This window comes from Roseateles sp. So40a (genome assembly GCF_048081605.1).
In the GTDB taxonomy this organism is placed as follows: Bacteria; Pseudomonadota; Gammaproteobacteria; order Burkholderiales; family Burkholderiaceae_C; genus Roseateles.
Map to the genome: position 1 here is coordinate 4,753,065 of NZ_CP182288.1, position 18,188 is coordinate 4,771,252.

16 protein-coding genes are annotated in these 18,188 nt (G+C 63.0%); 13 read left to right on the plus strand and 3 right to left on the minus strand.

The window, feature by feature from the left end:
* The first annotated feature begins 88 nt into the window (after nt 1-88).
* Nucleotides 89-1,717, plus strand: a complete 1,629-nt coding sequence (locus ACNI65_RS21640; RefSeq protein WP_416759296.1) for a transposase — start codon at nt 89-91, stop codon at nt 1,715-1,717.
* A gap of 86 nt (nt 1,718-1,803) precedes the next feature.
* Here ACNI65_RS21640 and ACNI65_RS21645 read toward each other — a convergent pair whose 3' ends face one another.
* Complete coding sequence (locus tag ACNI65_RS21645; protein WP_416759298.1) at nt 1,804-2,322, minus strand: GtrA family protein; 519 nt, start codon at nt 2,320-2,322, stop codon at nt 1,804-1,806.
* Nucleotides 2,276-3,937, minus strand: a complete 1,662-nt coding sequence (locus tag ACNI65_RS21650) for an alpha-D-glucose phosphate-specific phosphoglucomutase (RefSeq protein ID WP_416759300.1) — start codon at nt 3,935-3,937, stop codon at nt 2,276-2,278. The genes ACNI65_RS21645 and ACNI65_RS21650 overlap by 47 nt, the downstream gene beginning before the upstream one ends.
* Before the next feature lie 146 nt (nt 3,938-4,083).
* Here ACNI65_RS21650 and ACNI65_RS21655 point away from each other — a divergent pair, with 146 nt between their 5' ends.
* Nucleotides 4,084-4,503 carry a hypothetical protein gene (locus tag ACNI65_RS21655; protein WP_416759302.1) on the plus strand — a complete coding sequence of 140 codons (420 nt, stop codon included), beginning with the start codon at nt 4,084-4,086 and terminating at the stop codon, nt 4,501-4,503.
* Here the strand turns inward: ACNI65_RS21655 and ACNI65_RS21660 are convergent.
* Entirely contained in the window at nt 4,492-4,908 is a 417-nt protein-coding gene (locus ACNI65_RS21660; RefSeq protein WP_416759303.1) for a zinc ribbon domain-containing protein, read from the minus strand. The genes ACNI65_RS21655 and ACNI65_RS21660 overlap by 12 nt on opposite strands.
* Nucleotides 4,909-5,022: 114 nt before the next feature.
* On the opposite strand from ACNI65_RS21660, the gene ACNI65_RS21665 reads away from it, so the two are divergent.
* From ACNI65_RS21665 to ACNI65_RS21715, 11 genes are all read left to right on the plus strand, one after another.
* Nucleotides 5,023-5,523, plus strand: coding sequence for an MgtC/SapB family protein (locus ACNI65_RS21665; RefSeq protein WP_416759304.1), 501 nt, complete (start codon nt 5,023-5,025; stop codon nt 5,521-5,523).
* Nucleotides 5,524-5,653: 130 nt separating this feature from the next.
* A complete protein-coding gene (locus ACNI65_RS21670; protein ID WP_416759306.1) occupies nt 5,654-5,983 on the plus strand; it encodes a CzcE family metal-binding protein in 330 nt (109 codons plus the stop codon).
* 93 nt (nt 5,984-6,076) lie between these two features.
* Nucleotides 6,077-6,448 (plus strand): cation efflux protein, CzcI family, encoded by a 372-nt coding sequence (gene czcI, locus ACNI65_RS21675; RefSeq protein ID WP_088404262.1) that lies wholly within the window; start codon nt 6,077-6,079, stop codon nt 6,446-6,448.
* A 103-nt stretch (nt 6,449-6,551) separates the two neighbouring features.
* Entirely contained in the window at nt 6,552-7,847 is a 1,296-nt protein-coding gene (locus tag ACNI65_RS21680; protein WP_416759308.1) for a TolC family protein, read from the plus strand.
* Between the two features lie 26 nt (nt 7,848-7,873).
* On the plus strand, nt 7,874-9,481 hold the full coding sequence (locus ACNI65_RS21685) for an efflux RND transporter periplasmic adaptor subunit (protein ID WP_416759310.1): 1,608 nt from the start codon (nt 7,874-7,876) through the stop codon (nt 9,479-9,481).
* A gap of 14 nt (nt 9,482-9,495) precedes the next feature.
* Complete coding sequence (locus tag ACNI65_RS21690; RefSeq protein WP_416759312.1) at nt 9,496-12,675, plus strand: CusA/CzcA family heavy metal efflux RND transporter; 3,180 nt, start codon at nt 9,496-9,498, stop codon at nt 12,673-12,675.
* A gap of 98 nt (nt 12,676-12,773) precedes the next feature.
* Complete coding sequence (locus tag ACNI65_RS21695; RefSeq protein ID WP_416759313.1) at nt 12,774-13,721, plus strand: cation diffusion facilitator family transporter; 948 nt, start codon at nt 12,774-12,776, stop codon at nt 13,719-13,721.
* A 108-nt stretch (nt 13,722-13,829) separates the two neighbouring features.
* Entirely contained in the window at nt 13,830-13,979 is a 150-nt protein-coding gene (locus tag ACNI65_RS21700; protein ID WP_416759315.1) for a hypothetical protein, read from the plus strand.
* A 39-nt stretch (nt 13,980-14,018) separates the two neighbouring features.
* Nucleotides 14,019-16,139, plus strand: coding sequence for a heavy metal translocating P-type ATPase (locus ACNI65_RS21705; protein ID WP_416759317.1), 2,121 nt, complete (start codon nt 14,019-14,021; stop codon nt 16,137-16,139).
* Between the two features lie 28 nt (nt 16,140-16,167).
* Nucleotides 16,168-16,854, plus strand: a complete 687-nt coding sequence (locus tag ACNI65_RS21710; protein ID WP_088384632.1) for a heavy metal response regulator transcription factor — start codon at nt 16,168-16,170, stop codon at nt 16,852-16,854.
* Nucleotides 16,851-18,188 carry a heavy metal sensor histidine kinase gene (locus ACNI65_RS21715; RefSeq protein ID WP_416759318.1) on the plus strand — a complete coding sequence of 446 codons (1,338 nt, stop codon included), beginning with the start codon at nt 16,851-16,853 and terminating at the stop codon, nt 18,186-18,188. The genes ACNI65_RS21710 and ACNI65_RS21715 overlap by 4 nt, the downstream gene beginning before the upstream one ends.

The following is an 18,188-nucleotide window of genomic DNA, read 5'->3' on the forward strand; positions in this document are numbered from 1 at the left end:
AGCAGGAGCTTTGCAGGAAGCGCGTACGAACAGGTCTGTGAGATAACTTCGATCTACGATTTCGCAGATTGAGGTGACCATGCGGCTCATGAGGTGGCGTTCCAGCGCGCACGAGATCCAACTGATTTCTGATGCCGGAAGGGAGAGGCTTGCTCGCCTTCACCATCGGCACCGGGCAGAAGTGTCGCTCGATCGAGAGCAGATTCAGGCTGCGTTGGATAGCATGTTGCAGCCTGTCATTCACGCCGCCGTCGCTGAGTTGGTTGCCGCATGCACACCAGAGCAAAGCGACGCTGTCCTGACTTACCTCTCGGAGATATTGGACCAACGAACGGCCACGGCGGCCAAGTCCGTTGTACGGCCGCCCGTCTTCGGAAACGGCGCCAACGGTCCACTGGAGCCACAGGCTCGAACGCTTCGCCTAGCCTTTTCAAAATTGGCGGGCCTCGAAGCGCTGCGGATGATGCTCGAGACCGGCAACATGTCCCCGTGGAAGAACGCGAAGAGCATCAGCTTCGCGAATCTCGCGTCCCTGGACATTGGACTTGAAGCCAAGGTTCGTTGTCCTGCTTGCGGCGAGGACGGAAGCTATCGCCTCAAGACGCTAGACGTCGCCAACCCAGCCTTGCTATTCCGCGGCATGTTCAGTTGCCAACGTTGCCGACACAGCTTGGACACAACGGACGCGAGAGTCTCGTCGAAGTCGTGCGACTGTCATTTCTGCGCTGCCTTGAACAGTCGCCTCGCCTCCGACCTGCGCCAGCTTGTCGCTGACGAATCACCCAGAGCTATGTCAACCTACGAGAGGGAGTTGGAGCACCTGAAGATGCATCAAGAGCCGACACCGGATCAGGACCGTATGCGCCGGGACTGGGTGCTCCACAAGAACGACCCCAACAAGGCCCTACGGGCCTTGATCGAGCTCAAACCGAAAGACGGGGACGATTTTCTCAACTGCTTGAACATGTACCTGAGCAAGCACAATGGGAAGAAAAACGAAATTCTCGGTCTGGCCGAACGCTACAGGCTGATCTATCGGGTGACTGAAGAGTGGCTGCCTGAGTGCCACTCCTTCCAACAGCTGATGACAGCGGCGCCGTGGCCCATCTGGAGCTCCGAGACCAAGCGCTGGTTACACGACGAGCAAGCGACGGAGGCCTTGGATAAAGCGGCAGTTTGGCTGACCAGCGCAGTACTAGATACTCCTGGCGTTCGCCATCTGGAAGTCTCCGAGCAGGCCATCACCCTCGTCGTAGACGGCGCCAGCGTGCAGCTTTATGCCGAAGGCTCGGGATGGATGTGTGAGGCGCTTCACCGCAGCACTCGCGGGCGGCTTGTGCTCAATCCTTACTTTCTGCAAGGCGAATCCTCCCTCCCACCGGAGGCAACGTCGACGCGATTGTTCAGGTCAAATACCGAGTGCAACGCCTTCCATCGGATTCGCGCCGAGTTGCCAAGCTCCATTGTGGTTCCCAACTATCCGATGCGCAGTCTGGTCGACGTGCGAGCGCTCAAGCCGCACTTCAGCGCTGAGGACTGGATGTACGTGCAAAACTGTGAGCTTGACATTGTCGTATGCAACGAAGCCGGCTACGTGACCTACGTGGAGGAGGTGCAGCGCGGTGATCACCACAATACGCCCGAGTGGTCACGCAAGGATGCTTTGAAGCGTCAGGCACTCCGGTTGGCGGGCATCCCGCTTCGCGAGAGCTTCTGAGTTCAAGAAGACTAACGGTGGCAACTGAGGTCTAGTCGAGATGCGGAATGCGCCAAGACCAGCGGAAGTCCGTACGTCGGCAGCAGTTATGGTCGACCCAACGGAGCAGAGAAGGCCCATAAGTTGCTGGCGAGATAGGTCACGCTCGCCGTAAGCAGCAACACCACCGCGAGTGCCGTGCCGTACTGAAATTCGGTCCATCGCAGCAGCGATGCGAACATGACTTGGTTGAGGACGAAGCCGGCGAGTGACACCACCAGAAACCTTGGGGCCGCGCTCCTCGTGGCGGCTCGCCTTGAACCGAACGTCCAGCGTTGGTGGCCGATGAACGACACGCCCGCGGCTGTCAACCACGCCACCAGATTTGCCCTCAAAGGCTCCCAACCGAAAGTCGAGACGGTGGCCGCGACGACAACCCAGTGAACCATAGTGGCAGCGACGCCAACCAGAAGGAAGCGTAGCGGGCGAGCGTTCGCCGCAGCTGCGAGCGTGTGATCAACGGCGAGATCGGCCGACGCACCGAGATCTTGCGCAGGTTCCGAGCGCGGCGACCGCGAGTCAGCTGTCCGCATTCGCCATCGCACCGTCGGCCAGCAACAGTGCATCGCAAAGCAGCTTCTGAAGATGCTCCTCGCTTTCGAAGCTCTCCGCGTACACCTTGTATACGTCCTCGGTACCTGAGGGACGCATCGCGACCCAGCCGCGTCGCGAAGTCAGCTTGATGCCGGCGATCGGTTGATCATTGCCTGGCGCTCGCGTTTGCACCTGCGTGATCTCATCGCCGGCGAGCACGCGTTGCTGAAAGTCTTCGGCTTTCGCGTTGGCCAACCGAGCTCGCTGATCCCGAGTAGCGGGTGCATCGATGCGATCTGACCAGGTCGAACCCTGGGTCGCGCTTAAAGTGCGGTAGTACAGCCCGGGATCTGCACCGGCACGGGCGGTGATCTCCGCGGCGAGCAGCCCCGCCACGATTCCGTCCTTCTCCGTTGTCCACACCGAACCGTCACGTCGCAAGAACGAGGCCCCTGCGCTTTCTTCACATGCCACTGCCAGTTGGCAGTCATGGAGCCCCTGGGCGAACCATTTGAAGCCCACCGGAGTTTCCAGGACGCGGCGATCCATGGCCTGCGCGACGCGGTCGATCATGGACGTGGTCACCACCGTCTTTCCCACCGCCGCCGCCATGGGCCATTGGGGTCGGTGCATCAACAGATAGTCCGTCGCGACGCTGAGGAAATGGTTGGGCGGCAGCAGACCGCTGCTCGGACATACGACGCCATGCCGGTCATGATCCGTGTCGCAGGCAAACGCGACGTCGAACAAGGAACACTGACGTGTGAGCGCCTGCATGGCGAATGGGGAAGACGGATCCATGCGGATCTGGCCGTCCCAGTCCAGCGGCATAAACGAAAACGTGGGGTCGATGTTGGCGTTGACCACGGTCAACGGGAGGCGATACCGGTCGGCGATCGCTTCCCAATACATGACGCCGGCGCCACCCATCGGGTCGACCCCGATGCGAACCCCTGAGTCTCGAATCGCTTGAAGGTCGATGACGTGACTCAGCGCCACCACGTAGCGCTGCAGAAAGTCGTAGGGGCGCGCGGCGCCAGAGGCCAAAGGCCTTGCAACTTCAACGCGTCTTACGCGCTTGCAGTGCTCGGCAAGATGCTGGTTGGCCAGCTCCTCGATCACCGAGGCGGCGTGGCTGTCGGCCGGCCCTCCGTGGGGAAGGTTGTACTTGAACCCGCCGTCTCGCGGTGGGTTGTGGGAGGGCGTCACGATGACGCCGTCGGCCAGCGGGCCGGGCGCGTGCATCCGGTTGAAGTCGAGGATCGCGAGGGAAACAGCGGGCGTTGGCGTGAACTGGCCTGACGGCGCCACACGGACATCTACGCCGTTGGCCGCGAGAACCTCCAGGGCACTCGTACGCGCGGGTAGGGAAAGCGCATGCGTGTCGATGCCAAGGAAGAGTGGGCCTGTCGTGCCCACGCTCTTTCGATAGTCACAGATGGCCTGCGTGATCGCCCAGATGTGCCGCTCATTGAAGGAGCCATCCAAGGACGAGCCGCGGTGTCCAGAGGTGCCGAACCGCACGCGTTGCTGTGGGTCTTCGGAGTTGGGGATCAGTGAGAAATAGGCTCCCCGCAGGGCGCTCACATCGATGAGGTCCTCCTCGCGCGCCGGCTCGCCGGCCCGAGGGGAAATGCGTGTCGTCATCAGAGTTCCTTGGTCCGATCGTGAGGAGCTGGGACCTCGAACGATCGGAAGTTGTCAGTCTTGTAATCCAGCGGTCAGTGTTTGGCGGGGCTGGCAGTTCCACAGTTCGACCCTTCTCGGCAATCGACGGGCACAGGGTGGTGGAAATGGGGCGAGCCAAGCAGATCGATCGGCACCGGCCTCACTGGGGCATCGTCCTGGTGACGCTGGCGCTCTTCCTGTGGGGATGTACGACGCCAGGGGTGCAGACTCACCTCGAAAGCCAGGGTTGGCGTCTTGCGACGCTTTGGGCGGTGCGCCCCGCGGCAGAGTTCAAGGTGCCGGCTGCGTCGCTGGATTGCCGCCGACCCGAAGACACGACCGCGCCCTATGCCATGGCCAGCTACCGGAGCAACCATCGGGGCTGGATCCTGCTGCTGCCGGCGGGAACGACCCGACCGATATCAGACCCTCGGTTCGTTTTCGTCAAGCCACGGTCCTGCGAAGCACCGATCGAAGAACTCGCTCAAGGCGAGTCATCGCTCTTGCAGGTCGAACGCCCGGATGAGCGGAGTTCAACCAGATGAAGCGGGAGTTGAAGCGGGAATGGGCGTGCCGCAATTTGGGCAGAACTTGCCTTCCGTGCCCAGCGGTTCGGCGCACTTGCCGCAAGCCATCGGGCGCAGCGAAAAACCGCACTGGGTACAGAAGCGTCCTGCAGCGTTATTGCTCACGCCGCAGCGCATGCAAGCGATGGTTTGTTCGTTGGAGCGCGCCACTGGCGGCTGCGACGGTTCAGACCATCCCGGATTCCGACTCCCATGAGAGTCGTACCTCGGGTCGCCGAGACGGCGATGCCCGCCGTGGTGATCACTTCGTCCGTGGCCACCGCTGTGGTGACCGCTGAACAGGCGGCGAAGAATGGACATGGTCGCTCCGATACATCGTGGTTGGCGGGCTGGGGGCCATGTGGCTGCCCAGTGCGTCGCCATGATGAGTTGCCGCTGCGGGCAAGCCGCTGACGGCGCGATTACGGTGTTGTCAGGAATGCTTGGCGCTCGCCGCGTTGCCGATCGTTCTCACTATCAAACGGCCAGGAGCCACACATGACGGGTCAAGTGAATTGGGTCGAGATCGCCTCCCACGTGATGGACTTGGCGATCGCCTATGCGCTCGCCTTGCCCATCGGCTGGGACCGGGAACGCAAGGAGCGCAGCGCCGGGATACGCACCTTCCCTCTCGTGGCCATCGCCAGTTGTGGCTTCGTCCTGGTAGCCATCCGCGTGCTGGGCATCGAGTCGATCGGTCAGGCTCGCATCCTGGAAGGTCTCATCACCGGCGTCGGCTTCATCGGAGGTGGAGCGATCCTGAAGCACTCTGCCGGCGCCTCGGGAACTGCGACTGCGGCAAGCCTTTGGGCGACCGGCGCGGTCGGTGGCGCGGTGGGATACGGCCTGTACGACATCGCCGTGATCCTTAGTCTGGTCACCTACGCCACGCTGCGCTGGATGGCGCCGCTGAAGGAGGTCGCACGCACCGACGATGAAGGGACGCCCGCAGGTGCTCAAGGTGCGCCTGTGGCGGACAGAGGCACCCTCAGAAGCTGACAGTTTTGTAATCAAGACGCACGGTTTGCTGGAAGGTGCCGACTTCTAAAGTTCACTCCGCGATGAACGTCATGTCGCCTCCGTCGGAGGTCACGTTCACCAACAAGGAGTACATAAAGTGAAGGTTTCCATGTCGATCCTCTCCGCAGTTGCCGCCCTGACGCTGACTGCCGGCGCCCAAGCTGCAACGCAGTCGGAGCTCATGATGAACGGCCGCTCGCCCCACGGCGTGGCCGTCGCCGCCGTGAAGGCCGACAAGGTGGTCGACGTCAAACAAGGCGGCTTCGTCAATGTCGACTGCGGCCAGATCGTCGAGTTCCGTGACGGTGCGAAGACCTTCACCTGGAAGTTCGACTCGGCGCAACATCGCGCCGTGAACCTGCCCGTCATCGCACCGGAAGGCTTCGCTAACACGAACTTCACGGTTTACGTCGGCCGCAACGAGTCCGAAGGCAGTTAAGCCCGGTCGGGCTGTGCCCGATTGCCTACACGTGTCCCTTAAAGGCTAGGTCAACGGCTCTTCTGAACCGTTGACCGCACTAGACTGCGCCATATGCGTCGCTGGCTCTCAATCTTCTTGCTGGTGCTGCTGCCCTTCCAGTTCACCTGGGGAGCAGCGGCAGCCTATTGCGAGCACGAGAGTTCGAGGGAGGCCAGTCACTTCGGTCATCACGTGCATTCGCACGCCGATGTTGGGCAGCAGGCTCAGGGCAAAAAGCCACAGCCCAGCGACAAGACCAAGCTCGGAAAAGCCAGCTTGGACAACGACTGCGGTGCGTGTCATCTCAGTGGTGCCAAGCCGGTCTCCAGCACCAGCATGGCGCTCGCGGATCTCAGCGCGCAGATCATGCGTGGCCTAAACGAGCAAGTCTTCTCGACTCGGGCTCCTGATCATCCAGAACGCCCCAATTGGCGCATCGCCTGATTCGGCGATCGCAGCGGGTTCCTTCCTGTTCCTCGTTTAGCGGCTTGAGCCGCGCTGCCTTCGTCGAATCCTTCGAGTTGTTTCCACAACCCTGGAGTTTTCGATGCGCAGATTGCTTGTGCCGCTTGCTTGTGCGGCACTCTTCCAAGTTCAAGCCTTCGCCCAAGCTGGCGAAACCCGTCCCGCAACCCCTGAAGCCGCGGCATCTGTCGCTGGTTCCTCGGCCGGAACTATCTATCCTCAATCTGGACTGACGCTCGATGCGGCCGTGCAAACGGCGTTGCGTCAGAATCCGCTCTTGCGATCGTTCGGCTACGAGCTCGAGTCCAACGACGGCGCGATTCGACAGGCGGGCCTGATCCCGAATCCCACGCTCGGCCTGAGCACTGAGGACACCCGCAAGGCCACGCGTACGACGCAGCTGACGCTCAGCCAGACCATCGAGCTGGGAGGCAAGCGATCCGCTCGCGTCGAACTGGCTCAGCGCACCCGCGATGTCGCAGCGCTGGAGTTGGAGGCGCAGCGTGCTGAAACTCGCGCCGGCGCCATCCAGGCCTTCTTCGAAGTGCTGATCGCGCAGGAACGCGTGAAGGTCGCCGAAGAGTCTCAGCGCATCGCCACCAACGGCGCGGACGCCGTTGGTCGTCGTGTGACCGCGGGCAAGGTGTCTCCCACCGAAGAGACGCGGGCTCGTGTTGCGCAGTCCACGGCGCGGATCGAGCAACGGCTGGCACAGGCGGACCTGACCGCAGCCCTGAAAGCGCTGAGCGCAGTGATGGGAGTGCCTCAGGGGTCGATCTCGCTGGTCGACGGCAGCCCTGACGCGCTGCCGGCACTGCCTGGTGCTGAGACCCTTGGGGACCGCATCCAGGGCTCTCCGATCCTGCGTCGGGCGCAGATGGAGGTCCAGCGCGCGGAAGCCGCCTTCAATCTGGAACGCGCTCGCGGCGTCCCCGATGTCACGTTCGGCCTTGGCGCGCAACGCGCCCCCGACATCGGCCGCACGCAGCCGTTGATCAGCGTCTCGATTCCGATTCCCTTGTTCGACCGCAATCAGGGCGCTCAATTCCAGGCGCTGCGCAAGCGCGACGCGGCGCAGGCGATGGCTCAAGCGGAGGAGCAGCGACTGCGTTCCGAGGTGCTGCAGGCCGTCGACCAGCTCGACGCGCGTACCGACGAGATCGAGGCACTACGTCGCGATGTGCTCCCCGGGGCCCAGACCGCCTACGAGGCCGCGCGCCGCGGCTTCGAGCTGGGCAAGTTCGGCTTCCTGGATGTGCTGGATGCGCAGCGCACCTTCTTGCAGGCGCGCGGGCAGTACTTCACCGCGCTCTCTCAAGCCCATCGCCTCTCCGCGGAGATCGATCGCCGGCTCGGTAGCGCCGACGCTCGTCCCTGAACAACGATCCATCAACGAGTTTCCAAATGACATCCAAGAACGAACTCAAGGAACGCCTGCGCAGCGGCGCCGGCAAGAAGCAGGCGATCGCCATTGCCGTGGTGCTGGCGCTTGGCGCCGCAGCCGCCGTCGGGCTGATGACCACGGGCGGGAAGTCTGGCGGCGAAGAGTCGCACGCACACGAAGAAGCCAAGGGCCATGGCGACGGCGAACATCACGGGGAAGCCAAGGCCGGTGGCGAAAAGGGCCACGACGACGCCAAGGGTCATGGGGACGGCGAACACCACGAAGAAGCCAAGAAGGGCAGCCGTGGTGGTGAGCTGATCTCCAAGGGCAACGTGACCGTCGAGGCGCTGCTGTCCGAGGATCAGGGTACTCCGCGCCTCAAGATCTGGGTGTCTCAGGCAGGCAAGGATGTCGCGCCGGGTCAGCTGCAGGTGACTGCGCAGATCAAGCGTCCGGGCGGCGAGGAGCAGAAGCTGACGTTCGCGGCTCAGAAGGACGCGCTTGTCAGCGCCCAACCTGTTGAAGAGCCGCATGTCTTTGAGGGCGTCATTCAGGTCGTGGTGGGCGGTCAGACCCAGTCGTTCCCGTTCTCGCCCAGCGAAGGCGTGATCGCGTTGACCGCCGAACAGCAGAAGTCTTCTGGCATCGTGGTCGAGGCCACCAAGGCCGCTTCGCTGGCGGCCAGCTACCAGTTGCCCGGCGAGGTCAAGTTCAACGAGGACACCACCGCCCACGTGGTGCCACGCGTGGCCGGAGTCGTCGAATCCGTGCCGGTGGCGCTGGGCCAGATGGTTCGCAAGGGCCAGGTACTGGCAGTGGTGAACAGCACGTCGATCTCCGACCAGCGTGCCGACCTGCAAGGTGCGCAGAAGCGCCTGCAACTGGCCAAGATCACGTACGAGCGTGAGAAGAGCCTGTACGAGGCGAAGATCTCGCCGCAGCAGGATGTTCAGATCGCCGAGCAAGCCATGCGCGAGGCGGAGATCGCGGTGTCGAACGCCCGGCAGAAGCTCCAGGCCGTCGGCGCCACGCTGGAAAGCGGCGCCCTCAACCGGTATGAGCTGCGCGCGCCGTTTGACGGCACGATCGTCGAGAAGCACATCGCGCTCGGCGAGCAGGTGCGCGAGGACGCCAATGTCTTCACGGTCGCCGACCTGCGCACCGTGTGGGCCCAGATCAATGTGCCCGCCAAGGACCTGCCGCTGGTGCGCGTCGGCGACAACGTCGTCGTGCGCGCGGCGGCGTTCGAGCAGTCCGCGATCGGCAAGGTCGCCTACGTCGGTTCCCTCATCGGCGAGTCGACCCGCACGGCTCAAGCGCGCGTGACCCTGGAGAACCCGAAAACCGCGTGGCGGCCGGGCCTGTTCGTCAACGTCGAGATGAAGAGTGAGACCTTCGACGCGGCGGTGACCGTGACCTCTGAAGCCGTTCAGACGATGGAAGAGAAGCCCGTCGTGTTCGTCAAGACCGGTTCGGGCTTTGTCGCCCAGCCCGTCAAGGTGGGCCGCACGGACGGCAAGCGGGTCGAGATCGTCGAAGGTCTGAAGGCCGGTGTGCCCTACATCGCTGTGGGCAGTTTCGTTGCCAAGGCCGAGGCCGGCAAGTCCACGGCTTCCCACGCCCATTAAAGAGATGACGCAACATGTTTGAACGCATCATCCGCTTCGCCATCGAGCACCGATGGCTTGTCATGCTTGCCGTCTTCGGGATGGCCGCACTCGGGGTGTTCAGCTATCAGAAGCTGCCCATCGACGCCGTGCCGGACATCACCAACGTGCAGGTGCAGATCAACACCGGTGCGCCAGGCTATTCGCCGCTGGAAACCGAACAGCGCGTCACCTATCCAATCGAGACGGTGATGGCCGGCCTGCCTGGCCTGCAGCAGACCCGTTCGCTGTCGCGCTACGGGCTGTCCCAAGTGACGGTCATCTTCAACGACGGCACGGACATCTACTTCGCCCGCCAGCTCGTCAACGAACGAATCCAGTCCGCGCGGTCTCAGCTGCCCGAGGGCGTGACGCCCAACATCGGGCCGATCTCGACGGGGTTGGGTGAGATTTTCCTTTGGACTGTCGAGAGCGAGCCGGGCGCGAAGAAGCCCAATGGTGAGCTGTATACGCCGGCAGACCTGCGCGAGATTCAGGACTGGGTCATCAAGCCGCAGCTGAAGAACGTGACGGGCGTGACTGAGATCAACTCCATTGGCGGCTTCGCCAAGGAGTACCACGTCGCCCCCGATCCGTCCAAGCTGTCCTCGTACGGCCTGACGCTCAGCGACGTGGTGACTGCCCTCGATCGCAACAACGCGAACGTCGGCGCGGGCTACATCGAGCGCCGCGGTGAACAGTACCTGATCCGAGCCCCGGGCCAGGTGCGCTCGATGACCGACATCGGCAACATCGTCCTGCTCAACGCAGGCGGCGTCCCGGTGCGCGTGCGCGATGTCGCCACGGTCGAAATCGGCCGTGAGTTGCGGACCGGCGCTGCGACCGACAACGGCCGCGAGGTCGTGCTCGGTACCGTCTTCATGCTAATCGGTGAGAACAGCCGGACGGTCTCGCAAGCGGTTGCCAAGAAGATGGCCGAGATCAACGCGAACATGCCCAAGGGCGTCCATGCGGTCACGGTCTACGACCGAACCAAGCTGGTCGACAAGGCGATTGCCACCGTCAAGAAGAACTTGATCGAAGGCGCTGTGCTCGTCATCGCCATCTTGTTCTTGTTCCTGGGCAACATCCGTGCGGCCATCCTGACGGCCATGGTGATTCCGCTTTCGATGCTGTTCACCTTCACCGGCATGGTGAATCAGAAGGTCAGCGCCAACCTGATGAGTCTGGGGGCACTGGACTTCGGCATCATCATCGACGGTGCGGTGGTGATCGTCGAGAACTGCGTACGGCGCCTGGCGCATGCGCAGGAGCACAAGGGACGGCTGCTGACGCGATCGGAGCGCTTCCATGAAGTGTTCCTCGCCTCGCGGGAAGCTCGTCGTCCGCTGCTGTTCGGGCAGCTGATCATCATGATCGTCTATCTGCCGATCTTTGCTCTGGCCGGCGTCGAAGGGAAGATGTTCCATCCGATGGCCTTCACGGTCGTGATCGCCCTGGTCGGCGCCATGATCCTGTCGATCACGTTCGTTCCCGCAGCGGTCGCGCTGTTCATCGGCAAGAAGGTTGCTGAGAAAGAAAACTGGCTGATGAGCTGGGCGCGCCGCGCGTATGAGCCGTTGCTCAACTACGTGATGGGTGCCAAGGCGGTGGTGTTGGCGTTCGCAGCAGTGATGATCGTGCTGACGGGCCTGATCGCCGCGCGCATGGGTAGCGAATTCATCCCCAGCCTGAACGAGGGCGACTTCGCGATCCAAGCGCTGCGAATTCCGGGCACGAGCCTCACGCAGTCGCTGGCGATGCAGCAGCAGCTGGAGTCGACGTTGAAGGCCAAGTTCCCTGAGATCGACCGTGTCTTCGCTCGAACCGGTACCGCCGAGATCGCGTCGGACCCGATGCCACCGAACATCTCGGACGGCTACGTGATGCTCAAGCCGCAGGACGAGTGGCCTGATCCGAAGCGCACGCGTGACGACCTGTTGGCCGCCGTGCAGGCCGAGGCGGCCAAGCTGCCGGGTCAGAACTACGAGTTCTCGCAACCGATTCAGCTGCGTTTCAACGAACTGATCTCGGGCGTGCGTTCCGACGTCGCGGTGAAGATCTTCGGCGACGACATGGACGTCCTGAACGCCACGGCTCAGAAGATCCAGGGCTTGCTGCAAGGCATCCAGGGTTCGTCCGAGGTGAACGTGGAGCAGACCACCGGCCTTCCGATGCTGAGCGTGACTGTCGACCGGGAGCGCACCGCGCGCTACGGGATCAACGTTCAAGACGTGCAGGACACACTCGCAACGGCAGTCGGCGGGCGTGACGCGGGGATCATGTTCGAAGGCGATCGCCGCTTCGGCATCCTCGTCCGACTGCCCGAAGTGCTGCGCGCCGACGTGGAGGCCATCAAGCGACTGCCTATCCCGATGCCAGTCGGGGCTGATGGCGCGCGCCGCTTCATCCCGCTCAGTGAAGTCGCTGACTTCACGACTGCACCGGGTCCCAACCAGGTCAGTCGCGAGAACGGCAAGCGCCGCATCGTGGTGAGCTCGAACGTGCGTGGTCGCGACCTGGGCAGCTTCGTCGCCGAGGCCCAGCAGTTGATTGGCGCGCAGGTCCAGGTTCCGACCGGCTACTGGATGGTCTGGGGCGGCCAGTTCGAGAACCTGCAGTCTGCCACTCAACGTCTCCAGATCGTGGTCCCGGTGTCATTGCTGCTGGTGTTCGTGCTGCTCTTTGCCATGTTCGGAAACATGAAGGATGGCTTCATCGTCTTCACCGGGATTCCGTTCGCCTTGACGGGCGGCATCGTGGCCTTGTGGTTGCGAGACATCCCCCTTTCGATCTCCGCGGCAGTCGGGTTCATCGCGCTTTCCGGGGTGGCGGTGCTCAACGGGCTCGTGATGATCTCGTTCATCCGCAACCTGCGCGAGTCGGGCAAGGGACTGGACGAGGCGATCCACGAAGGCGCGCTGACGCGTCTGCGTCCGGTGCTGATGACGGCGCTCGTGGCCTCGCTTGGCTTCGTTCCGATGGCGCTTGCCACCGGCACCGGCGCCGAGGTGCAACGTCCGCTCGCCACCGTGGTGATCGGGGGCATCTTGTCCTCGACGGCGTTGACGCTGCTGGTTCTCCCCATCCTCTACCGCCTGGCACACCGGCGCGACGAGGAGGAGGAGCAACTTGAGAGCCGCTCCGTGGCTGTCGAGCAGGGCAGCGCCCATTGAGCGCCGGCGGTCCCGCGCAAGGCTGAAGAGCCGGGTGTGGGGCCGCTGGGTATCGCTGTTGCCGAGGATGGGATTCAAAACGAACAAGGAGATGACCCATGTCCAAGGACCACGACCACTCTGCCGCGGCAGGAGGAAATGAGCGCTCGCTCTGGATCGCCTTCACGCTGACCTTCGGCTTTCTGATCGCCGAGGTCATCGGTGGTATCGCGACGAAGAGCTTGGCGCTCATCTCGGACGCCGCCCACATGTTCACTGACGCGGCCGCCCTCGCAATCGCGCTGGCAGCCATACGCATCGCCAGACGGCCGGCAGACAAGAAGAGGAGCTTCGGCTATCACCGCTTCGAGATCCTCGCCGCGGCGTTCAACGCCTTGCTGCTCTTCGGGGTGGCGATCTACATCCTGTATGAGGCTTGGCAGCGGTTGAACTCGCCTGCTGAGGTTCAGTCGGTAGGCATGCTGGTGATCGCCTCGCTCGGTCTGATCGTCAACATCGTGAGCATGCGCATGCTCATGGGCGGCAAGGATTCAAGTCTCAACGTCAAGGGCGCCTACCTGGAGGTCTGGAGCGACCTCCTGGGATCGGTCGGCGTCATCGTTGCGGCCATCGTCATTCGTTTCACCGGCTGGGCCTGGGTCGACAGTCTGGTCGCCGTGGGCATCGGTCTTTGGGTGTTGCCTCGGACCTGGGTGCTCCTGCGTGAGAGCCTGAACATCCTCCTTGAAGGCGTGCCTGACGGGGTGGACGTAACAGCGATCGAGTCCGCGATGACCGCAACTTCCGGCGTCACGGGGATCCATGACCTGCACATCTGGGGGCTGTCCAGCGGCAAGACGAGTCTGAGCGCGCATGTTGTGCACGAGGGCTCGGTCTCCGTGGGTCCGCTGTTGACCCAACTGCGTCAGATGCTCAAGGAGCAGTTCGAGATTGCTCACGTCACCTTGCAGATGGAGACCGAGGCTTGCAGCGACGCACTCGATCAGAACCACTGGGTTGAGCCGCGCACCGGGCTTGCGGAGAAGGCTTTGAAGGCCTCCAGGTAAATCAAGGAATGCGGATGCTTTGCTTGGGTCATCGGTATGAGCCCGGGCGTGAGCGTTCGCGAGCGAAAGTCTCAGATGAGCTCGGGCTCTCACGAAACCCTCCATGTGATGTTCAAGTACCTGGCCATCGTCGGCTGGGGAGTCGCGCTCGTTTACCTGACCTACACCTCGATCCGGGACTACATGTCGCTGAAGGATCGTCGTGCAGCGAGAAGAGCCGAGCGGCTTGCGAAGAGGTCCAGGAAGAAGCGACGGTAGGTCGCCGACGCCCCCATGCACTTAAAGCCGGAGAACCAGATGGCTGAACCAAAAAATTCTGAACAGGCCAAGTCCCAGTCGCTGGAGTTCGACACGCCTAGCGCGTCGACTCCTCCGTCGCCGGATCACAAGCATGTGCAGGGCGAGAAGCATGACCACGGGAACGAGGCCGCCGAGGACCATGGCGATCACGATCATGGCCATGAGGGCGGCATCTTCGGCAGCAACTCGGAGTTGATCTTCTCGCTGCTGTGCGGTGCGCTGTTGTTGGCGGGGTGGCTGCTCGGCAAGTATCAACTGCTCTCGTCCACGCTGGAGACGAGCCTGTACGTTGTGGCCTACGTCTTCGGCGGCTTCTTCACGCTGCGCGAGGCGGTGGAGAACATCCGGAAGCGGCGCTTCGAGATCGACACGCTGATGCTCGTTGCCGCAGCCGGCGCGGCCGCGCTCGGCGAATGGGCTGAAGGCGCCTTGCTGCTGTTCCTCTTCAGTCTCGGACATTCCCTTGAGCACTACGCGATGGGCCGCGCAAGACGGGCGATCGAGGCGTTGTCCAAGCTGGCGCCCGAGACCGCGCTTCGCAAGCGCGACGGCACGACGCAAGAGGTGCCAATCGCCGAACTGGAGCCCGGTGACATCGTTGTGATCAAGCCCAACGAGCGGATGCCGGCCGACGGCTTTGTGATCACGGGCAAGTCCAGCGTGAACCAGGCGCCTGTCACCGGGGAGAGTATTCCCGTGGAGAAGCAGCCCGTGGAAGACGCGCAGCAGGCGCTTGCCGCGTTCGATCGCGTCGCAGCGACGAGTCGCGTTTTTGCCGGCACGATCAACGGCACCGGATCACTGGAGGTGATGGTCGCCAAGCGATCCACCGAATCCACCATGGCGCGCGTCGTGAAGATGGTGACCGAGGCGCAGCAGCAGCAGTCACCCACCCAGTCGTTCACGGCGAAGTTCGAACGCATCTTCGTGCCGACGGTGCTGGGCTTCGTCGGTGCGTTGCTGTTCGCGGGTTTCATCGTCGACGAGCCATTCAGTGCCACGTTCTACCGTGCGATGGCAGTGTTGGTGGCTGCTAGCCCATGTGCGCTTGCCATCTCGGTCCCCAGCGCCGTTCTGAGCGGCGTTGCACGGGCGGCGCGTGGTGGCGTTCTCATCAAGGGCGGTGCGCCGCTGGAGAACTTGGGCGTCTTGACCGCGATCGCGTTCGACAAGACGGGCACGCTCACGGAAGGCAAACCCAAGCTCGTGGATGTCCAGGCTGCGCCTGGCGTTGATCAGGATGAACTGCTGGCCGTGGCTGTCGCCATTGAAAGTCACAGCGATCACCCGCTGGCAGCCGCCATCGTGTCCGGCGCGAAAGAGCGGATGCAGGGGACGGATCAGCCCTTGAACGCGGAAGATGTTCACAGCGTCACCGGCAAGGGAGTCACGGGACGGATCGGCGCCGACGACGTCTGGATTGGCAAGGCCAAGCTCTTCGTGGAAGATGTTGGCGGCCTGCCGCCGGAAGTCGCGGGCATCGATCAGCACCTGATCGAGAAGGGCCGCACAACGATGATCGTCAAGCGCGGAGCGCGCTTCTTGGGTGTCATTGGCGTCATGGACACGCCGCGCCCGGCCGCCGCGGACGTGATGAGCAAGCTTCAGAAGCTTGGGGTCAAGGACTTGATCATGATCTCGGGGGACAACCAGCGGGTTGCCGACGCGGTGGCAAAGTCCGTCGGCCTGAGCGAGGCTAAGGGGGAGTTGATGCCGGACGACAAGGTCGGCTTCATCAAGCAGCTCAGCGCCAATGAGGGCAAGGTGGCGATGGTCGGGGACGGCGTCAACGATGCTCCGGCCATGGCCAGTGCAACGGTCGGAATTGCCATGGGCGCGGCCGGATCGGACGTGGCGTTGGAAACGGCTGACGTGGCCTTGATGGCGGACGATCTCTCGAAGCTTCCGTTCGTGGTCGGACTCTCCCGCAGGGCGAGCGGCGTCATCCGGCAGAACCTGTGGGTCTCCCTGGGCGTCGTGGCGGTCTTGATTCCGGCCACGCTCTTCGGCTTGAATATCGGCACCACGGTCCTGTTCCACGAGGGTTCCACCCTCATCGTGGTCATCAACGCGCTTCGCCTGCTCGCCTACGGCGACCAGAAGGCGTCGGACGCATGAGATCGACGAACAACAACGAGATCCGCCCATGAAACTTTTGATCGTCGAGGACGAGGAAAAGGCCGCTGAGTACCTTCGCAAGGGCCTCACCGAGGAGGGCTACTCCGTGGAGGTCGCCCACAACGGCGTCGACGGACTGCACATGGCCTCGGTCAACAACTACGACTTGCTCATCCTTGACGGGCAGTTGCCGGGCATTGATGGGCTCGCCATGCTGAGCGCGATCCGTCAGAGCAGCGATGTACCCATCCTGATGGTCACGGCACGCTCGCGCGTCGAAGATCGCGTCAAGGGCCTGCAAAGCGGCGCTGACGACTACCTCACCAAGCCCTACGCGTTCTCCGAACTCGTGGCCCGGGTGCAGGTTCTCCTGCGCCGGCGCACGGGCGGTCGACAGGTGACCGAGGAGTCCGTGTACCGTGTGGCCGATCTGGAGGTGGATCCCATCCGTCGCAAGGTCAGCCGCGCCGGTCAGCGGATTGACCTCACCACCAAGGAGTTTGGTCTCCTCGCGCTCTTGATGCGTCGAAAAGGCGAGGTGCTCTCCAGGACAGAGATCGCGGAGCAGGTCTGGGACATGAACTTCGACAGTGACACCAATGTGGTCGAGGTGGCCATACGCCGACTGCGCGTGAAGATTGATCAGCCTTTCGATCGAGCCCTGATCCACACCGTGCGTGGGATGGGTTACGTCATCGAAGACCGGCCCGCATGAGCGTCGCAATGCATGCGGGAAGCCTTCGGGCACGGCTCCTTCGTCGACTCGCTCTGCAGTCCATGGCGGGGCTCGGCGTCGTGTGCGTGGCTGTCTACGTGGTGATCTTCCTGACGCTCGATCAGCGCCAGAACCAGACCCTAGACATGAAGCGCGAGGCCGTTGAGCATCTCCTGAGGGAAGGTCGTGGCGCGCACGATCTGGACAGTGTGCGGCACCTGCTGAACGACTTTCTCGCTGGGCACGACGAGCTCACGCTGAGCGTGGCGGACAACTCGGGCCACATCTTTCTTCCGCCGCAACGCGCGGCGAGCGCCGACGTCAAGGTCGAGCGATTCCCGGTGCCGCTGCCTCCCGATCTGGGGGGCGCGGGGACAGCGTCGCTTGCCTTCGACCAGAGCAAGGACAAAGAGCTGCTCCTGCGGCTCGCATGGACGCTCGGTTTCGCCGCTGTCGGCGGCTCCCTGGTGCTCTCGGCAGCGGCGGCTTTTGGGGTCAGGCGCGAACTCGCGCCCCTTCGTGCACTTGTCAGACAGACCGCTGCAGTGAGCGCGGATCGTTTGGAGCTGCGGCTCGACGGCCGCGACCAGGTCGAAGAACTGCAGCCGCTCATCGCTCAAACGAACGATCTGCTTGATCGCCTCGCCATTGCCTACAGGCAGATGGAGTCGTTCAACGCTGATGTCGCACACGAGCTGAACAACCCGCTCTCGATTCTCATCAACAGCTGCGACTTCGCGATCCGGCGCCCTCGCTCGCCCGACGAGCTCAAGGAGACGCTCCATTCCAATCTCGAGGAGCTTCGTCGCATCGCCAGGATCGTCGCTGACATGCTGTTTCTCGCGAATGCACAGCGCGGCGCCCAGGCCAGCCGCGATGAGGTCACGGAGTTGGCAGAACTCTGTGCCGAGGTACTGGACTATCACGAAGGCTCGCTGCAGGAAGCGGGTGTTCGCGGCGTCGTGCGAGGGCGTGCCAGAGCCAGTGTGGACACCGGCCTGTTGCAGCGCGCGATCGCCAATCTGGTGGGGAACGCTCGCCGCTATGCGACGCATGGGACTGACGTGGTGGTTGAAATCGAGCCTCGTGGCAGGGAGATCTATATCGGCGTGATCAATGAGGGGCAGGAGATCCCCGCGGAGCACCTGCCAAGGCTCTTCGACCGTTTCTACCGCGTGGATCCTTCTCGCACTAGCGCCAACAAGAATCACGGTCTTGGGCTCTCCATCGTCGCTGCGATTGCGCGCATGCATGGAGGCAAGGCGACCGCTGCGTCTAAGGGTGGCAAAACGCGCATCGGCTTCACGATCTCTTCCAGCGCGGTGCCCATGTGA